Annotated in this window: 15 protein-coding genes; 12 read left to right on the forward strand and 3 right to left on the reverse strand. The window is 57.1% G+C overall.

Annotation, left to right across the window (positions count from 1 at the left end):
- The first annotated feature begins 3 nt into the window (after positions 1-3).
- The 3 genes from CHB83_RS16990 to CHB83_RS17000 all read left to right on the forward strand — a co-directional run bounded on the left by CHB83_RS16990 (position 4) and on the right by CHB83_RS17000 (position 6319).
- Positions 4-1617 carry a RagB/SusD family nutrient uptake outer membrane protein gene (locus CHB83_RS16990; protein WP_218823189.1) on the forward strand — a complete coding sequence of 538 codons (1614 nt, stop codon included), beginning with the start codon at positions 4-6 and terminating at the stop codon, positions 1615-1617.
- Between the two features lie 557 nt (positions 1618-2174).
- Complete coding sequence (locus CHB83_RS16995; RefSeq protein WP_179225551.1) at positions 2175-5669, forward strand: PAS domain S-box protein; 3495 nt, start codon at positions 2175-2177, stop codon at positions 5667-5669.
- A gap of 5 nt (positions 5670-5674) precedes the next feature.
- Complete coding sequence (locus CHB83_RS17000) at positions 5675-6319, forward strand: response regulator (RefSeq protein WP_089333493.1); 645 nt, start codon at positions 5675-5677, stop codon at positions 6317-6319.
- Here the strand turns inward: CHB83_RS17000 and CHB83_RS17005 are convergent.
- Together CHB83_RS17005 and CHB83_RS17010 are read right to left on the reverse strand one after the other, a co-directional pair.
- Entirely contained in the window at positions 6316-6507 is a 192-nt protein-coding gene (locus CHB83_RS17005; RefSeq protein WP_089333494.1) for a hypothetical protein, read from the reverse strand. The two genes, CHB83_RS17000 and CHB83_RS17005, sit on opposite strands and share 4 nt — an antisense overlap.
- Positions 6508-6576: 69 nt before the next feature.
- Positions 6577-6840, reverse strand: a complete 264-nt coding sequence (locus CHB83_RS17010; protein ID WP_089333495.1) for a hypothetical protein — start codon at positions 6838-6840, stop codon at positions 6577-6579.
- Positions 6841-7207: 367 nt separating this feature from the next.
- Between CHB83_RS17010 and CHB83_RS17015 the strand changes: the two genes are divergently transcribed.
- Entirely contained in the window at positions 7208-7747 is a 540-nt protein-coding gene (locus CHB83_RS17015) for a GAF domain-containing protein (protein ID WP_089333496.1), read from the forward strand.
- Positions 7748-7902: 155 nt separating this feature from the next.
- On the opposite strand, the gene CHB83_RS17020 is transcribed toward CHB83_RS17015, so the two are convergent.
- The gene (locus tag CHB83_RS17020) at positions 7903-8145 is read right to left on the reverse strand and encodes a dimerization/docking domain-containing protein (protein WP_089333497.1); all 243 of its coding nucleotides are present in this window, start codon (positions 8143-8145) and stop codon (positions 7903-7905) included.
- A gap of 567 nt (positions 8146-8712) precedes the next feature.
- Here CHB83_RS17020 and CHB83_RS17025 point away from each other — a divergent pair.
- The 8 genes from CHB83_RS17025 to CHB83_RS17060 all read left to right on the forward strand — a co-directional run bounded on the left by CHB83_RS17025 (position 8713) and on the right by CHB83_RS17060 (position 18761).
- Entirely contained in the window at positions 8713-9624 is a 912-nt protein-coding gene (locus CHB83_RS17025) for a helix-turn-helix domain-containing protein (RefSeq protein WP_143437170.1), read from the forward strand.
- Between the two features lie 138 nt (positions 9625-9762).
- The gene (locus CHB83_RS17030; RefSeq protein WP_089333499.1) at positions 9763-10830 is read left to right on the forward strand and encodes an SDR family oxidoreductase; all 1068 of its coding nucleotides are present in this window, start codon (positions 9763-9765) and stop codon (positions 10828-10830) included.
- Positions 10831-10875: 45 nt separating this feature from the next.
- Complete coding sequence (locus CHB83_RS23855) at positions 10876-11913, forward strand: EthD domain-containing protein (RefSeq protein ID WP_089333500.1); 1038 nt, start codon at positions 10876-10878, stop codon at positions 11911-11913.
- A 240-nt stretch (positions 11914-12153) separates the two neighbouring features.
- Positions 12154-12837, forward strand: coding sequence for a response regulator transcription factor (locus CHB83_RS17040; protein WP_089333501.1), 684 nt, complete (start codon positions 12154-12156; stop codon positions 12835-12837).
- The gene (locus tag CHB83_RS17045; RefSeq protein WP_089333502.1) at positions 12834-14108 is read left to right on the forward strand and encodes a sensor histidine kinase; all 1275 of its coding nucleotides are present in this window, start codon (positions 12834-12836) and stop codon (positions 14106-14108) included. The genes CHB83_RS17040 and CHB83_RS17045 overlap by 4 nt, the downstream gene beginning before the upstream one ends.
- Before the next feature lie 172 nt (positions 14109-14280).
- Complete coding sequence (locus CHB83_RS17050) at positions 14281-15636, forward strand: MFS transporter (protein WP_089333503.1); 1356 nt, start codon at positions 14281-14283, stop codon at positions 15634-15636.
- A gap of 124 nt (positions 15637-15760) precedes the next feature.
- Positions 15761-17128 (forward strand): dicarboxylate/amino acid:cation symporter, encoded by a 1368-nt coding sequence (locus tag CHB83_RS17055; RefSeq protein WP_089333504.1) that lies wholly within the window; start codon positions 15761-15763, stop codon positions 17126-17128.
- Between the two features lie 160 nt (positions 17129-17288).
- Positions 17289-18761 (forward strand): hypothetical protein, encoded by a 1473-nt coding sequence (locus CHB83_RS17060; RefSeq protein WP_089333505.1) that lies wholly within the window; start codon positions 17289-17291, stop codon positions 18759-18761.
- Positions 18762-18975: the final 214 nt, after the last annotated feature.

The following is an 18975-nucleotide window of genomic DNA, read 5'->3' on the forward strand; positions in this document are numbered from 1 at the left end:
GCCATGTCCTTCTTTATGTCTACCACACGTCCCGTTCGCTCCCTCACCTTGGCCGGCGCCCTCACGGCCGTGCTGTTCACGGCCGGCTGCACCGACCTGGATGCGCCCATCGAATCGGAATATACGCCCAGCAACTTCCTGACTACGCCCGAGCAGTTCATTGCCGCCTCCGGGCCGGTGTACAGCCAGATGCGCGGCGAAGTGGCCAAAGCTTACTGGAACTTGCAGGAGCTCAGCACCGACGAAGCCGTGATTGTGGCCCGCAACGGCAACTACTACGACGGCGCCCGCTACCAGCAACTCAGCCTACACACCTGGAACCCGCAAAACGAATTTGTGCGCACCACCTGGGAATGGGGCTTTAGCGGTATCAGCACCTGCAACCGCACCCTAGCCCTGTTCCAGAATACGGCCGATGGAGCATTCAAAACGCAGTTTACGGCCGAGCTGCGCACCATGCGGGCCCTGTACTACTACCTGATGATGGACCTGTACGGCAACATTCCGCTGGTGCCGGAGTTTGGCAGCACCGAGCAGCCCACCAACGCCACCCGTCAGCAGGTATTCGACTACATCGAAAGCGAGTTGAAGCAGGCGCTACCTAGCCTCTCCACCGATGTATCGGCCCAGACCTACGGGCGCCCCACCCAGGGCACAGCCCAAGCTCTGCTCGCCAAGCTCTACCTGAACGCGCAGGTGTACATTGGCCAGCCCCGCTACACCGAGGCTATTGCCGCCTGCAACGCCATCATCAAGGGCCGGAAGTACAGCCTAGCCACAAACTACATGGATGTATTTGCGGTGGAAAATGGCCCACAAGTAGCGGAAATCATTTTTGCCGTGCCCTTCGACGCCAACCTAGCCCAGGGCAACATGATGTCGCGCTTCGCCTTGCACCAGCAGATGAAGGACAAGTTCAGCCTGCTCTTCACTCCTAGCAATGCTAGCCTGACCTGGCCTGAGTTTTACGCCTTGTACAAAGAGCCCACCGACACCCGCAACCAGCAGTGGCTAGCCGGCAAGCAGTACCTCAACGATGGCCGCACGCCCATCCTGATTTCGACCACTAAGAAAGGCCTCGACTCGCGGTACACCGGCGCCGATGGCAACGCCGCCATCAGCTACCACCTAGAACTTTCCGACCGGCTCACCTTCCGCGACCCGGCCAAGTTCGACGTGGGCAACGACGAGCTAGGCAAGGCCCAGGGCACGCGCAACATCAAGTACTACCCCGACAAGTCGTCTACTTCCCGCGACCAAGGCAACGACCTCGTGCTGCTGCGCTACGCCGATGTGCTGCTCATGAAAGCCGAAGCCATCTTGCGCGGCGGCCAAGACCCCGACGGTACCAAACCGGAAAGCCTCGTCAACCAAATCCGTACCCGCGCCCAAGTGCCCGTTCTAACTACCGTGACGCTGAACACCTTGTTTGAGGAGCGCAGCCGCGAAATGGCCTGGGAAGGCTGGCGCCGCAACGACCTGATCCGCTTCGGCAGATGGGAATCGGTGTGGGGCCAAGGCATGAAAACCAACGCCGACACCTACCGCCGTATCTTCCCCATCCCAACCACCGAGCTGACCTTGAACGCTCAGCTTAAGCAAAACGCTGGTTACTAATACTTCTTCTTTCTTCCGATTATTCAATCCCATTGAATGGCCAGGCCGTGGCGAGTTGGCTACCGACCCGGCTCAGCGTAAGAGCAAGCTCATCGTAATTGGCCAGTATTCTTACCAACTACTCCAGAAACAGAACGGCCCCGGCACATTGTCGGGGCCGTTCTGTTTCTGGGGTAGGCTGACGCGTTGCGTCCCGTTTCTCAGGCTTACTTGGTGCATCTGCTTTGGTGGGTTTAGTAGCGTCTAAGGCAGTTGGCTGAGCAGGAAGCTCGTTCAGCTGACGTAGCGCCCAACACTACTTTACTGGTCGTAGTGGCGGGCCATCAAACAAATAATCAGTGCATTATCATCAGTTAATGTTTTGAGGAAACTGAGCAGTAGGCTAGTGCAAACGGGGTAGCATAGATGCTTGCTGCTAGGCTTGCAGAGCTCAACCAAACCCCGTTACTTGCCCCACGATTCCGGCTGTTCTTTTCTCCTGCTAGCGTAACCCGCGGGACCAAAGGCTTCTAAATGGCCTTAGGGCTATGTTTCTCTGCCCTTTTGTTGCGCTGTGTATGCCTGCTTCCCGCCCGACTCCTACCCCCAACCCCGATTCAACCTCCTCCGCGGCTGTTATGCATGCGGCGCTGGAAAGCGCACCGTGGGGAATAATACGCCTAGCGCCCGACGGTACGGTAACCTTCCTCAATCCGCAGGCGGCCGCGTGGTGGGGCTTACCGGTGGCTAGTATCTTACATAAGGCTCCGACAGACGTACAGCCCGCCCTGCTTTCTGCGGAGCTGGTAGCTGCCCTAGCCACGCACGGTACCGACTTGCGCCCGGATGCCTCGTTCTGGTTACCGCACACTCAGGTCTGGATCCGCATGCGCGTGGCCCCGGCACCCGATGGCCAGGTGTGGGTGTACTGGGATAATGTGACGGTGGCCAAGCAGGCCCAGCCCCAATCCAGCCCACTGTTAGCCACTGTGGAAGTTGTGGCCCACGTGGGCAGCTACGAGGTCAACTTATCGACCATGTCCATTCACTTCTCCGACGGCCTGTTCCACCTGTTCGGCGAAGTTCCCCAATCCTTTGTTCCTACGTTGGAGCTCATTGATGCCCGCTCCCACCCCGAGGACGCAGCGGCGGTGAAGGAGATTTTGGCGGCGGCCATACAGAACAAAAGCGCCTACCACTACCAGCGCCGCATTTACCGCACCGATGGGCAACTGCGGACGCTGGAAGCGCATGGCAATGTGTTTATGAACCCGCAGGGTGAGCCTGTGAAGCTGCTGGGCTTGGTACAGGACATAACCGAACGCATGCAGGCCCAAGCCGAGGTGCTTCGGGTGAAAGAAGAACTGGCTCGCCAAGCTACCGACCGGTACCACGCCTTGTTCAAGGTGATGGACGAAGGCTACTTTCTGGCCGAAGTCTTATTCAACGACCAGGAGCAACCCATCGACATTGTGTACCTCGACTCCAACCCGGCAGCTACCCGCATCTTAGGGCAGGAATTTGCAGGGCGGCGCTTACGCGACATCAACCCGGGTTACGAAGACTACTGGTACACCATCTTTGGGGAGGTGGCCCGCACCGGGGAAGGTCAGCGCCTAGAGCAATACGCCAGCCCAACTCGGCAGTGGTATAATTTTTACGTGTTCAAGGCCGGAAATGCCCAGCGCCACCAAGTGGCCGTCATTTTTCAGGACATTACCGAACGTAAGCGCCGCGAGGCAAACAAGACTTTTCTAGCGGAGTTGCAGGATGCTATTGCCCAGCTCACGTTGGTCAGCGAGATACTGCAAACGGCCGGCGCCAAAATTGGTATTTACCTAGACTTGGCTACTACCAATTTCCTTGAAGTAAATCCCACCCAGGGCCACGATTTAACGGTCAATTACAGCTGGAGTAAGCCAGGAGTGCCCCGCACGGTAGGGCCGTTGCGCAGCCAGGATTTTCTGAGCCCGGCACTAACCCAGGCAACCCGCGAGGGACGCAACATCATTATAGAGAATACTCAGGCCGATTCCAGGGTGCACGGCTCCTCCTTTGCTAGCTTGGGCATGCATTCTTTTGCTGGCTTACCCGTGCACCGGCAGGGCGAGTGGAAGTACTTCTTCTGTGTTTCTGACACCGTGCCGCGGGCTTGGCAACCCGCGGAAATTGAGTTGCTGAGCGAAATTAACAGCCGCCTGTTTTCGCGCATTGAGCGAGTCCGCGCCAAGGCAGCCCTCCGGCAGTCGGAACTGAAATACCGCACCTTGTTCAACGCCATGGACGAAGGCTTCGCCGTGTTCCGGGTAGTGCACAACGCTAGCCGCCAGGACCCCGACTACCGCCTGCTAGAGCTAAACCCCGCTTTTGAGCACCTTACCGGCCTGAACCGGGACGCCATCGGCAAACGGCTACGAGATTTGGCAACGGGTCCCGATGATTGGTGGGGAAGCGTTTCCAAGCAGGTGATAGGTGCCGCCGAAACGAGCCGCTCGGAATACTACGTGGCTTCCCAAGGGCGCTGGTACGAAATTACCAACATTCCCTACGGTGGCGAACAGTTTGCGGCCCTTTATGACGACATCACGGCGCGCAAACGAGCAGAGGAAGCTATGGCGGCTAACAAAACCTGGCTAGAGCAGCAAGTAGCCGAGCGCACCAAGGCCCTGCAAGCCAGCACAGAGCTACTACAGTCGGTGTACGATACCAGCCTAATCAGCATGTCGGTGATGCAGGCAGTACGAGATAGTACGGGAGCTATTGAGGACTTCCGACTCGTTTCCGTCAATAAGGAGTTGGAACGCGAAACCGGCCGCACCGACTTGGTAGGCAAGCTTTACAAGCAGGAGTACCCGGGCATTGTTGCCAGTGGCTTGTTTGCCTTGTTGTGTACCACCGTGGAAACCGGCGAGGCCCAACAGATGGAGTATTTCTACCCCTATGAAGGCTTCGACAAGTGGTTTTCCTGCATGTTCGTCAAGCTCGACGATGGGGTTGTAGCCACCAACCTCGACATTACAGAACGCAAGCTGGCCGAGGACGAAGTACGTAAGCAGCTGGTATTCTTGCAACAGTCTGAGCAGGTAGCCCAACTGGGCAGCTGGGAGTACAACTTGCACACGGGAGCCTTTACGTGGTCGGCGGGTATGTACGGCCTGTTTGGTATCCCGCTGCATAGCACCATCACCCCGGATATGTATACGCAGGCGGCCATTGCGCAAGACTACCCCGTGGCGGAGCAGCTAATCCAGCAACTACGCGAAGGGCGGGGGCCTATCGACACAACCTTGCGCATTCAAGTAAATAAGCAGGTGCGCACGCTGCAAGTAAGAGGCGAAGTAACCTGCAACGAGCAAGGCCAACCCATGAAGATGCTGGGTGTAGACCTTGATATTTCTGATGTGGTACGCCTGGAAGCAGAAAACCTCCGCATACGCCTCCAGCAGCAGCACGCGCTGTTCAACGCCGTGTTGGAAGCGCAAGAAACCGAGCGTAAGCGCATTGCCGAAAGCCTGCACAACGGCCTGGGCCAAGTCCTCTACGCAACCAAACTTCAGCTCGACCAACTGGAAAAAATTACGCCCATGGAAGCCTGGACGCGGGCTAACAACTTGCTGTCTAGTGCTATTCGCCAAACGCGCACCCTTTCTCACGAATTGGTACCTACCGTACTGGGAGAGTTCGGCCTGGAGGCGGCCCTACACGACATTTGCCGCGCACTGAGCACCCGGCAGCTCTTCTTCCACTGCTACACCAATTTGGAAGAAAAGCTACCCCAGTCTTTGCAGGTAGCCGTGTACCGCATGGCCCAGGAGCTGGCTCAAAACGTGGTAAAGCATGCGCAGGCCAAGGAGGCTACTCTTTCGCTGGAAACTGTTCCGGGATTTGTACTGTTGCGAATGGAAGATGATGGAGTAGGCTTTACTACTTCGCCGGCCGAGGCTACGGGCCTGGGCTTACGAACCATTCGCGACCGGGTAAAGCTGCTCGGTGGTACAGTAGACCTTGGCTCTACGCCCGAATTTGGCACCTACGTGCGCATTCGCTTCCCTCACCCCCTGCTTTTTACTTAGCTCGTATGATCCGATTATTCCTAGTTGACGATCATGCTGTGCTACGCGAAGGTTTGCGCATGCTCCTCGCCGATGAACCTTCCCTGGTAGTAGTAGGCGACGCCGACGATGGGCAGCAGCTCCTCGACCAACTCCCATCCATCCCTACCGACGTAGTGCTGCTGGATTTGCATATGCCTGTGCTCGATGGGCTGGCTACTACTCAGCGCCTGCGCGAGGAGTTTCCGGAAGTGCGCGTGCTCATTCTTTCCATGGAAGACCATGAACTGAGTATTGGGCAAGTGCTGGAAGCAGGCGCGGCTGGTTACATACTCAAGAATGCCGAAAAGGGCGAAATCATTTTGGCTATTCAGAGCGTAGCTGCCGGCAAGCGCTTCTTGTGCTCCGAGCTAGGCCTGCTGATGCTGGGCAAGGTATTGGAGGCTCCTACGGAAATTGGAAAGACCACGAATGGCCTGTCGCAGCGCGAGCGGGAGGTCTTGCACTTAGTAACCGACGGTCTTACCAACCAAGAAATAGCGGACAAGCTGTTCACCAGCAAGCGCACCATTGAAACCCACCGCCAGAACATTTTGGAAAAGTCGGGGGCGAAAAACACAGCGTCTTTGGTGAAGCTGGCGCTGGAGCAGGGGTGGGTCACAAAGACTTAAGCCGCTGCCCGTAGGGCACACACGTCTGTCCAGCTCAGCTCGCCAGCTACGTAGCGCTGGTGCAAGGCAACAACATGCGGTGAAAGCTTAATACCCATTTGGGCATAGTACGCCAGCATTTGCTCTAATACGCGCGCTCGTTGTTCGGGTGTTTGGGCCTGGGGCCCAAATTGGGTAGTAGGAAGCATTCAGAAACCAACCACGGGTAGTAAAGAAATAAGCAAGCTGCCCGATGGCCGCAAAAGCCAGACAGTATGCTACGCAGCCCAGCCCGCAGTTGCACAGGTGGGCAGCAGCAGCTGCAACTCTGCCTCGTTGCGGATAGGGCCCCGGTAGTACAGTTGAGCTCCAAAGAGCGTGCCAGTGTACACCTCCGCATCCTGGCCGGTGTCAAGCACTACCACGCGCACTACTCCTGCTACTCCTGGCCGCACGTAGGTAGCGTGGGGCTGCGGATGATTTCCAACAGACAACCACCGGATGGGGAAAAAACCAGCGTTGTGTAGCCAGGTTAGAAGCATAATGGCAGACTAATAAAGCAAATGTTTCTGCCACAAAGGTCTGCATTCTACAAGGCTAGTAACCTCCGAGAAACTACGCAAATACGCTGCCGCTCTTACTGATTTTTTCTACCTAGTTCCGTGCGACTCACCGTGTAACCCGCAGCCACGGCCGAGGAAAACACCCTTCCGCCGCAGGTGTTAAGAGGAAAGTGGATAGGTAAGAATCGTCTTCTTGAGGGCAAATGCAAGAAAGAAAGGGGGGATAAAAGTAGGCGCGTAACTCAGCGGGCCGTTAAAAGGATGCGCAAGCCGCTCTACCCTATTTTTCACTCACGAGGGGGTAGGTAAATAACCACCTTCGTGCTACACCTTAGCTTTTCCTCTGATGCCTTCTCCCCTTACCGAGTTGGAAGCAGTGCTTTCAACTGCTCTTGTACCAGCCGAGCAGCTACAGCAAGCCCTTGACCTGGTAGGCCCCCAGGTGCGCGCCGACCGTTGCTTTTTGTACGTGCGTGACCCCGCAAAGGGGAAAGGTCACATTGCGTTTGTGTGGCGCCTTGATGAGGCTGTTCCGGACCCGCGCCACGACTGGCAGGACGACACTACTGATTTGCCCCAGCAAGACCCCCTATTCCGGGCCGCCTTAGCCGACAAGCCATCGGTGTACGTAGAGGACGTGCTGCAAGCGGGCCCCGAAGTGCTGAACCAGGAATTCGAGCGGCGCACGTTTGGTCATCGGGCGCTGGTGCACGGGCACATTACTAGCCAGGGCCAGTTATGGGGGATTTTACAGCCCTGCGTATTTGCCCACCCCCACCACTGGACGGCTGCCGAACGGGAGTACCTAGAAGCTGCTTTGCCCCTCCTGCTTCCCGTGGTGCAGCGTTATATCAACAGTTTACCCGATACGGCTACCCAGAGTTAGCTAGAAGTGGCCGGCCGCTTACAGCCGTGTTGAGACTCATGGAGTCGTGCTCAGGCGTGAGGGCAACGCGCTTTTTGTGGCCTGTTCACGAGGTGTTGCTTAGAAACAGCACAGCCCCGCCGCTGGGCGAGGCTGTACATGAAAAGCGAGGCTGATTACTTAACCTTGGCGGCGCAGAGGGCAGTAAAAGCGGGGCAGCAGTCGTTGAGCAAGTCAACGGAGTACCCTCCTGGCTCCGGAATTAGTTTAATTTCTGGGATGCTGCCATGCACCGGGCAGCACACCCCTTGCAGCTTCTCTTGCAAGTAGGCCATCACGTGGTCCTCCCGGTTGTTGAGAAGAAGTTGCTTAACGGCATCAACATTAATACCGCCTTGTTGAAAAGTAGAAGTTTGCATGCGCTACGGAAATGAGAAAGGTTTAAACCACCAACGAAATCAACCAGGTTCAACTTTTTCTTTGCTTCCTTATAACAAGGACTATAAATTATAAATAATCCAGCAAAAAGTTTGATCAAGCTGATTTATGCTGCTTTAGCATGTTTAAATATATGACTAAACTAGGAAAATGACTTTCATATGCTTCGCCTATTTTTTCCGGCCACACAGTACTGTTGAGCTTCGTCACACTGCAGCGAATAATTGCACTCCTCCCCTTACGCCTCCTCATACAGTTTCTTGCTGGCTTGCTTCATACTAGAGCAAGGCTACTCCTATGAGTAGTGGTTAGTTTGCTTTGCCCGCTTACCAAAGATGAGCGTATAGGGCGCTGCTTTTGGCGTGTTTGCCCCACCTTACTAACCTAATTATTCCTATTCTCGTCTCGTGACATTACTACCCGAAGGAGGGTGCTGCCGCTGGTCCTGCGGAGTTGTAACCTGACTTTGCAAGCCACCCGGCTAAAACAAGGCGAGACAGCAGACGCTTTTGTACAAACCCGACCAGACCACGCAGCGCGCGCACACCATGGAAAACTCTGCTATTCCCACCTTTACGTTTAATGATTACCCCCATACGCTGGAGCCTACTCCCCAAGTCTCGGCAACGGAGGCCTTAGAGCAACTGGTGGTGCATCGGCGGGAAGATAAGTTTGCCACCTGTCGTCAGCACATCGAGCGGCACCGGCGTCACTTCTACAAGCTGTCGTTTTTTGATGAGGGTGGGGGGTTTTTCTACCTCAACGATGAAGTAATAGAGGTTGCTCCGCAGTCGGTTTTGTTGGTAAAGCCCGGCGTGGCCCTGAGCTGGCGCTTGCATGATGGGGCGCAAACGGGCCTCTACAGCTTCTTTTCCACTGATTTCTACAATGCTGGCCTGCTGCCCACCTACCAGCTTAACTCGGTGTTGCCCACAGATGTGGCCTACATCTACCACCCCTGCTCGGCCGATGAGTACGCCCAAATTCGGCAAACGGGTGAGCAGTTTCTAACCCAGCAGCACCAGCTAGAAAAAGCCCAGCACTACTTGCGGCTACTGCTGGCCGATATTCGTTGCTGGGGCACGGCGCCGCTAGCACCATCTTCGGCAACACCGGCCACGCCGCCAGTAGTCTCGGCTTTCCTGCAACTGGTAGAAACCCGCTTGGCCACGGGCCAGGAGTCAGTGCTCTTATTGGAATCGTACGCCGACGACCTGTGCCTGGACGCCAAATACCTGAGTGCGCTTTGCCGCCAGGCCACGGGTCAAAGTGCAGCGGCCATCCTCCGCGAAAAAGTGCTGACGGAAGCAAAAGTATTGCTCACGGGCACTCACTTATCGGTAGGAGAAATTGCCCACCGCCTGGGCTTTTACGACCCGGCTCACTTCTCGCGCTGGTTTAAGCAACTCGCCGAACAAGCCCCTTCTGCCTACCGGCAGCAATTTGCCGCGTACAAGTAAATCCGCCATTTGTACAAAGAGAACAAACCGGGCGTACTGATCTTTGTATAGTCGCCGTAAGGCGGCTTTCACCTTGCCTTGCGCTGTACGTAACCTACTGCTACGATGGTCAGCGCGGGGCATTTGCTTTTCTCTCGTATGAACAACCTTGCTTTAGTAGTTGGGGCCAGTGGCATCATTGGCAGCAACTTGAGCCGCGAATTAGTGGCCAATGGCTGGACTACCTACGGCCTTGCCCGCAACCCTAGCACCAGCATTCCCAACCTGCACCCAGTAGCTGCCAACTTGCTCGACCCAGCTAGCTTGCAGGCTGCCCTGGCCGATATCAACCCTACCCACGTATTTATTACTACGTGGATGCGCCAAGACACCGAGGCCGAGAATATCCGCGTCAACAGCACCCTGGTGCGCAACCTGCTGGATGCCCTGGCGCCCAAGCACTCCGTGCAGCACGTGGCCCTGGTAACGGGCCTTAAGCACTACCTGGGGCCGTTTGATGCCTACGCTACGGGCGGTTTGCTACCGCCCACGCCCTTGCGTGAAGAGCTGCCACGCCTCGATCTGGAAAACTTCTACTACGCCCAGGAAGATGAAGTTTACGCCGCTGCCACGCGCGACGGGTTTAGCTGGAGCATTCACCGCCCGCACACCATTATTGGCAAAGCAGTGGGCAACCTGATGAACATGGGCACTACCCTGGCCGTGTACGCGAGCATCTGCAAGGAAACCGGGCGCCCCTTCCAATGGCCAGGCTCCGAAGCGCAGTGGTCGGGCCTGTCCGACGTAACCGACGCCCGCATTATTGCCAAGCAGTTGGTGTGGGCTGCTACCACGGAAGGCGCCCGCAACCAGGCCTTCAATATTGTGAATGGAGACTTCTTCCGCTGGAGTTGGCTCTGGGGCCGATTAGCCGATTGGTTTGGAGTAGAAGCCGCCGGCTTCGACGGGACCGTGCACCCACTGGAAGAGCAAATGGCCCAGGATGGTCCCTTGTGGCGCGAAATGGCTACTCGCTACCAGCTCGCCGAGCCGGAGCTAAACCGCCTGGCTTCGGCCTGGCACACCGATCTGGATTTGGGCCGGCCAATTGAAGTGATGACCGACATGGGCAAGAGTCGGGAGCTGGGTTTCACGGCCTATCAATCTACGCAAGCCTCCTTCTTCGACCTGTTTGAGCAGTTGCGTACGGATCGGCTTATTCCGTAGGCCACGCCGCCCGCACTGCCGTTTTCTCTTTCGCTAGTCCACCTCATGGCTACTACTCCCACGCCTTCTCACGACCCCCGGGCCGACACCCGGCACCGCCCTCCACACCGTACCAGCTACCAGACCACCACGGAGCCCCTGATTGTGACGCCTACGTTTCTGACGCGGGCCGATGCTACCCCGCGCTCCGAACGGCCCCTGGACGAAGGCGCTACCCGTAGTCGCCACGGCATCGCCCTGGATAACCCCGATACCGAGCCGGCCGAAATAGCCTTGGAGGCTGACCCGAACTTGGCCTTTGAGCATTGGGACGAGTACTGGCGCAAAGTGCACGGACCCAAGTTTGCCTACGAGGAACCCGGCAGCACCTCCGAACCAGTACTGCGCTACGACCAGGTTCACCGCGTGGCGGCGGGGCCGTCGTCCTTCTTTCGGCCACCCTACCTGGCCATGGTAGCGGCCGATGAGAAGCTGGTGGCCGACCCGCATGCGCAGGTGCCCACCTACCAGCGCCCCCGCTGGGATGGGTTTGCGTACATCGCCTACGCCACGGAGGCCGACATCAACCGGGTGCTCAAGCAGCCCCAGTATGACAAGCGCGTAGTGGCCGACGAGCAAACGGCTTTTCGCATGGTTACGCGCTCCATCACCCGCGAGTACATTCTGCTACCCAGCGCTGCCCACCGAGACCCCATCAGCCTGGTGAAAATTCACTACCGGCGCGCGGGGCTGTCACGGGAGGAGTTTCAGGCCCGATTGCTGCACCAGCACGCCGACTTAGTCCTGGCCCAAGCGGCCACGCATACCTACGTGCGCCGCTACGCCCAGCTGCACAACATCGGCTCCACGCAGTTTGACCCCGAAGGCAGCCCGATGGATGCTATTTCCGTGCTGTCGTTTGCGTCGATGAATGACGTGGAAGACTACCTGCTTGCGGCGGAATACCAGGCTATCGAAGCCGACGAGGCATCTTTCACCGATGAAGTCCGCTCTGAATATTGGACGGGCCTCAACTACTCCGTCATTAACCGCATCCTTCCCGAGCTGGCAACGCGCCGCACTGCCCAAGCCGAAAGCAAGTAAGCAGGCTCGCCACGGGCCGAACGGAAAAGCAGCATCTCTCACTTTACAACGTCCTACCCTCAGCCGGGTAGGACGTTGCTTTGTATATACCTACTGGTTAAGCCTCCACGCAAAAACTATTTGCTTTCGGAATGGCGAGTTGGCTTACTGTGCGCCTTATGCCAACGAGCTGTTCGCTCCCGGCACCGAGCAGCTTATGGATGGTTTCTGTATTTTCAGCCGACGTTAGTCTGCTTGCCCATGAAGATACTGTTGGTAGAAGATCATCCCGAACTGGCCAAAAGCATTGCCAGCTACCTCACCCAGGAACGCTATATCTGCGAAGTTGCGTCTACGTTCGACGAGGCCCGTGAGAAGCTGATCCTGTTTACGTACGACTGCGTGCTGCTCGATATTATGCTCCCCGATGGCAACGGCATCAACTTGCTGAAGTTGCTTCGCAAGGATGGCATAGAGAGTAGCGTGATTATTATATCGGCCCAAAATGCCCTCGACTTCAAGCTGACCGGCCTGAGCGAAGGCGCCGATGACTACATCACCAAGCCTTTTCCCCTGCCCGAGCTGCACGCCCGCATCAAGGCCATTATGCGCCGGCGCAGCCCCCACAAAAACAACGTCCTTACCTTTCTCGACCTCACCGCCGACCTGGAATCAATGGAGTGCCGGGTAAATGGCAAGCTTTTGCACCTTACCCGCAAGGAAACCAACCTGCTGCTGTACTTTATCAACAACAAAGGCCGAATGCTGACGCGCCAGGCCATTGCTGCTCACCTCTGGGGCGACTACACCGACAACCTTGATAGCGTGGACTTTGTGTACCAGCATGTAAAAAATCTGCGCAAGAAAATTACCGACGCTGGTGGCAAGGATTACATCAGTACGGTATATGGCTTGGGCTACAAACTAAACGCCGGGGAAGAGTGAAACTCAACTACCGCTACACCATAGCTTACGCGGTTATTACCTTCTTCGTGCTGTCCATTGGGTTTGCCATTGTGTACGCGGCCTTGTCGCGTAGCGTCACGCAAACCACCATTGGCAAGCTGCGGCACTTAAACGAGGTAGTAGCTGCCCAGCTGCGCTCCGGCCGCGACTATTCTCGGCATCCGTCGCGGGCGCACGTGCAGGTGCAGCAGGTGGAGGGGCTTACTCCGGCTAATCGGGGAGACCAAGTGCAGGTGCGCGACGAGTGGGACTCCACCCTGCAGTCGATGGTAACTGCGGTACGCCTTACTACCTACCCCGTAGTGCGGGGGCAGTACTATATCGTGACCAGCAAGGCTGTGGTAGTAGAGCCGAGCGACGTGTACCTGACGGGCTTGGTGCTAGTGTTTGCCTGGACGTTTGTGTTCCTACTGGCCCTGGTGGTTATTCTCAGCGAAGTCATTTCCTGGCGCATCCTCAAGCCCTTCAACGCCATTTTGCGGGGTATTCAACGGTTTCAGCTCGGCCAACCTACTACCCTTCGCCTGGAGCCAAGCCGCACCGCCGAGTTTAATGTGCTCAGCGACTTTCTGGTGACCATGACCACGCGGGCCCAGAGTGATTATCAGGGGCTAAAAGAGTTTTCGGAAAACGCTTCCCATGAGCTGCAAACGCCCATTGCCAGCATCAAAGCCAAAATTGAGCTGCTCATTGACTCTGATTTATCGGAGAAACAGCTGCTGATGCTTACGGCCATGCACGACGAGTTGGAGCGCCTGGCTAAAATCAACCAGTCGCTGACGCTGCTGGCTAAGCTGGAGCACTTCGAGATGCACCCGGCCACCCTCACCGACCTAAGCACCCTGGTATCTGCTACCGAAGCCGCCTTCGCCGACTTGGCAGAAATGAAGGGCTTACGTACAGTTCAGCACATTACCCCCGGCGTACAAGTACCCCTGGATGCAGCCCTGGCCCAACTGCTACTCAACAACCTGCTCAGCAACGCTATCCGGCATAACTTACCCAACGGCGAAGTCCGTATTTTACTGTCTACTAGCGCCTTGCTAATTGAAAATACCGGTAATGCCCCCTCTACTCCGGTTAATGAACTGTTCGGCCGCTTTAAGAAGGGCAACGCCGCCCTCGACTCCATTGGCATTGGCCTGGCCATTGTAAAACGGATTTGCGAATTATATGGTCACCAGATTGAGTATACCTACGCGGATGGTTGGCACCGCATGCGCGTGGTTTTTGCTCCAGTTTCTGCATAGCTACGGAAGCGCAAAAGACCAATCAAATTTTGGCAAAATGCAAAACTTCAGGTCTGACTTAACATTTCTTTAAAATTCCTTCAAAATCGATTCCTTCATTTGCCTAATACAATGCAGTGAGTAATGACTCACTTAAACAAACACCCTAGAGTAGGCCTTTTAACCTTTCTTCATGACGTCTTCTTTTCCCTTTGCTCCTGCTACCTCCTCTGCTTTGCCGGAGTCAGCACAGAGTGTGGAAAAGATTTCCCGGCGGCGGCTAAAGGCCATCTTTAGCGGGTCGGTAGGCAACCTAGTGGAGTGGTACGACTGGTACGTTTTCTCGGCGTTTTCCCTGTACTTCTCGGCCTCCTTCTTCCCCTCCGACGATACCACCGCGCAGCTCCTGCAAACAGCTGGCATTTTCGCTTTGGGGTTTCTGATGCGCCCCATTGGCGGCTGGATGTTTGGCCGCATTGCCGACAAGGTAGGCCGCAAGCAGTCCATGACCCTATCGGTGCTGCTAATGTCGCTGGGGTCGTTGCTGATTTCGCTTACGCCTACCTACCAAACGGTGGGCATTGTGGCACCCGTGATGCTGCTCACGGCCCGGCTGCTGCAAGGCCTGAGCGTGGGAGGGGAGTACGGGGTATCGGCTACTTACTTCAGCGAAATGGCTACCCAGGGCCGGCGCGGCTTTTATTCTAGCGTGCTGTATTTCACCCTGATTAGTGCGCAACTGCTGGCCCTCGGGGTTCAGCTGGTGCTCCAAAACGTGCTGCTCACCGATGCGCAGCTGCAGGACTGGGGCTGGCGCATCCCGTTTGTACTGGGCGCTGTCTTCTCCATTGTGGCCCTGTACCTACGGCAGAACCTGGATGAAACTACCGCTTTTGAGGCTCAACGCGAGGTGCCAGAAGAACAACGCGGCAGCTTGCGGGTACTGCGGCAACACCCGCGGGCCGTGCTTACGGTAGTGGGGCTCACCATGGGCGGCACGCTGGCGTTCTACACGTTCACGGCCTACATGCTGAAGTTTCTGGTAAATACTGCCCACATGGCTAAAGCTACGGCTACCAACGTCTGCTTTTTGTCCCTGATCTTCTTCGCCGCCTTGCAGCCTTTGTTTGGTAGCTGGTCCGATAAGATTGGGCGCCGACCATTGCTGCTGGGCTTTGGGCTGCTGGGCGCCGTGGGCACCGTGCCCCTGCTCACGGCCCTGAGCCACACCACCAACCCGTGGCTGGCGCTGCCCCTCCTGCTAGTGGCGCTTACGATTGTGAGTGGCTACAGTGCCATCAATGCTGTAGTGAAAGCCGAGCTGTTTCCAGTAGAAATTCGGGCCTTGGGCATTGGCCTGCCCCACGCCCTCACGGTAGCCTTGTTCGGGGGCACTGCCGAGTACATTGCCCTCTGGTTTAAAGGGGCCGGCCACGAATCGTATTTCTATTGGTACATCGCCGGCTGCATTGCCATTTCGTTTTTGGTTTTCCTGCGCATGCCAGAAACCAAAAATGCCTCCCGCCTCGATGCGGACCATATTCCCTAGCCGCTGCGGCTATTTTCCCATTTGGCCTTAGCAGCGTGCCGCCACCCGGGCGGTGGTTGCGGGCCACGCCTTTGCTATCCGACGCTCGCGCCGGAAATCTCCCACCTCTTCTTCATTCCCTCCCATGAAACGACTGTATTCTAACCTAACCGTGCAGGTACTGACGGCCATTGCCCTCGGCGTGGTAGTTGGCGCGCTGTTTCCTTCCTTCGGGGCCGCGCTCAAGCCAATTGCCGATACGTTTATCAGCCTGATCAAAATGCTGATTACTCCCATCATCTTCCTGACGGTGGTGCTGGGTATTGCCGGCATGGGCAGCATGAAGAAGGTAGGCCGCGTGGGCGGCAAGGCCCTGCTCTACTTCGAGGTTGTGACCACTCTGGCCCTGGGTATTGGCATTGTGGTGGCGAACCTAACCCAGCCCGGCGCCGGCGTGCAAGACACTGCCCAGGCCGTCATGCAAGACTCCAAGAAAGCCGAGGAAGCGGCCAAGTTCACGTCTCAGGCCGGGGAGATGAACTGGGTGGAGTTCTTTACCCACATCGTGCCCGACAACGTGGTAGGTGCCTTCGCCAAGGGCGACATCCTACAGGTGCTGCTGTTCTCGGTGTTGTTCGGGCTGGCCCTCAACCGCATGGGCGACATGGCCCAGCCCCTGGTAAAGACGTTTGACCGTCTTTCGCACGCTATGTTCGGGGTGCTTGCCATGGTAATGAAGCTGGCCCCGCTGGGTGCCTTTGGCGGTATGGCCTTCACCATTGGCAAGTACGGTATTGCCACGCTGCTGCCCTTGGGCAAGCTCATGCTGGTGGTATATGTCACCATGTTCTTGTTCGTGTTCGTGGTCCTGAACCTGATTTTGCGCTACTACAAGCTGCGGCTGGGGCCCTACTTGCGCTTTATCAAGGAAGAAATTCTGCTGGTACTGGGCACATCCTCATCGGAGTCGGCGCTGCCGCGCATGATTGATAAGATGGAGCGCTATGGCTGCTCCCGCTCGGTAGCAGGCCTGGTAATTCCCACCGGCTACTCTTTTAACCTCGATGGCACGAGCATCTACCTTTCTATTGCCGTTATTTTCCTGGCTCAGGCCTTCAACATTCCACTTTCCTTCACCCAGCAACTTAGCCTCATTGCCATCCTTATTGTTACCAGCAAGGGCGCGGCCGGCGTAACGGGCTCGGGCTTTATCGTGCTGGCATCTACACTGGCCGCCACCAATGTCATTCCGGTGGAAAGCGTGGCTCTGCTGTTGGGCGTAGACCGCTTCATGAGCGAAGCTCGCGCCATTACCAACGTCATTGGTAACGGGGTAGCTTCGCTGGTAATTGCTAAGAGCGAGGGTGAGTTCGACGAGAACCGTCACCAGCTGGCCCTAGCCGGCCGCTCTGTACCCGAGGAGCTAGCACCTGAGCCCGCCTCCCTGCTGCCCCGCGTAGAAGTGCCCGGCCACTCCCACCAGGAAGTGCCCATGGTAGCCGTAAAACACTAAGCATTGCTGGCGAGCCTGGCCCGCAATGTAGCGGGCTAGGCTTTCCCTACGTCTGCCCCAACCTCCTTCTGCTGTCCAGGCTCCGTTTCTTCCCGGTTTCACCGGGAATGTGGGCGCCGCCTTGCCTCTACTGAACTCCCACTTCTCCGCTCTCTTCCCGATGAATAACTTGTTACGCTGTGTGCTAGCGGCAGGTACGCTCTTAACCGTTGCTGGCGCTCAGGCCCAGGTGGTGGTGCCTCCTACCACCGGCCGTGCCCCCGACCCCGCCCCCACCAACCTGCCCCAAGCCAAACCCGCGCCCACGAAGTCTGCCCCGTATGCGGGAGGCATGAAAATCAATATTTCGGCCGATGGGTCGAAGTACGTGCGCATTATGACGGCCCACCAACTCTGGGTGCGCTACAACGAAAACAACACCGGCACCGTGTCGGCCACCGAGGAGGCCACCCCCGATCAAGTTGATTTTGGCCTGCGCCGCTCCCGGGTGCTGCTGGTTTCGCAGCTAAACCCGCGCTTTCTAGTAGTTACGCAGCTAGGCATCAATGGGCAAAGCACCATTTCGGGCGGGGCCCCCGGCGAGCCAACCGGCCCCGGCAAAAAGCCCCAGTTCTACCTGCACGACGCGCTAGTAGAGTACAAGGTGAACAAGTACCTGAGCGTTGGGGGTGGGCTGCACTACTACAATGGCATCTCACGCCAAACTAGCTTTGCCGCTTTTTCCCTGATAGCCCTCGACGTACCCGGTACCCAGTCGCCGGTTATTGATGCTATTGACCAAACTGGCCGGGGATTGGGGATGTACGCCCGGGGCCGGGTCGGCAACTTCGATTATCGGCTCGCGGTGAACGATGCGTTTCGTAACAACGTGAGCAGCACGCCGGCTACGCTGGCTACCAACGTGGCCCAGTTTAACCCCCGCAGCCGCGGCAAAGTATTGCAAGGCTACTTCGACTGGGAGTTTCTGGATAAAGAGCTGAACCTGGTGCCTTTTGCGGTGGGCAATTACCTCGGAGCCCGGCGGGTATTCAACCTGGGTACGGGTTTCCTGTACTACGCCAACGGCATGTATGCGCGGCCCCAGCAGGCGCCCACGCCCTTGCCTACCACCACGGCCGGGGCCTGGGCCATTCCCTACGCCAAACACGACTTGAGCGTGTTGTCGGCCGACCTGTTTTATGATACGCCGGTAGATACTGCCGCACGCAACCAAACTGCCTTTACGGTGTATGCGGCCGCTTACAAGTATAATATGGGCCCGAACTATGTGCGCTACGGTGGCACGCTAAACCCAGGCTCTGGGTCGGGGGCGCTCCGGGGCAACTCAGTACCCGTAGTGGGTACCGGCACGGCCCAAACCATTCAAACCGGGTTTTTGCTGCCCCGCCGCCTGCTGGGCCCCAAGGTGCGGTTACAGCCGTACGCGTCCTACATCCACGGCCGCTACGAGGGCCTGCGCCGCGAAGACGGCGACATTCAGGACGTACACATCCTGGATGGTGGGGTGAATGTGCTGCTCGACGGCCACCAAGCCAAAGTAACCCTGAACTACCGCGCCCGCCCCGATTTCAACAACGTCGAGAATATCGATTACCGGCCGGAAGTGACCATGCAGCTTCAGGTGATTCTGTAGGCTGCACCTCATGAACCACAAAAGGGGGTACGCGCGCCCTGCTATTTACTGCTAAGCCTGCGTACCCTCTCTACTTCCTTTGTTTTCCATGCTTACGATTAACAAACAAGACGCGCTCGACTACCACTCGCAGGAGCCCGCCGGCAAGATTGAAGTAGTGCCCACCAAGCCCGTCAGCACCCAGCTCGACCTGGCCCTGGCCTACTCGCCCGGC

The organism is Hymenobacter mucosus (assembly GCF_900188255.1).
Classification (GTDB): Bacteria; Bacteroidota; Bacteroidia; order Cytophagales; family Hymenobacteraceae; genus Hymenobacter; species Hymenobacter mucosus.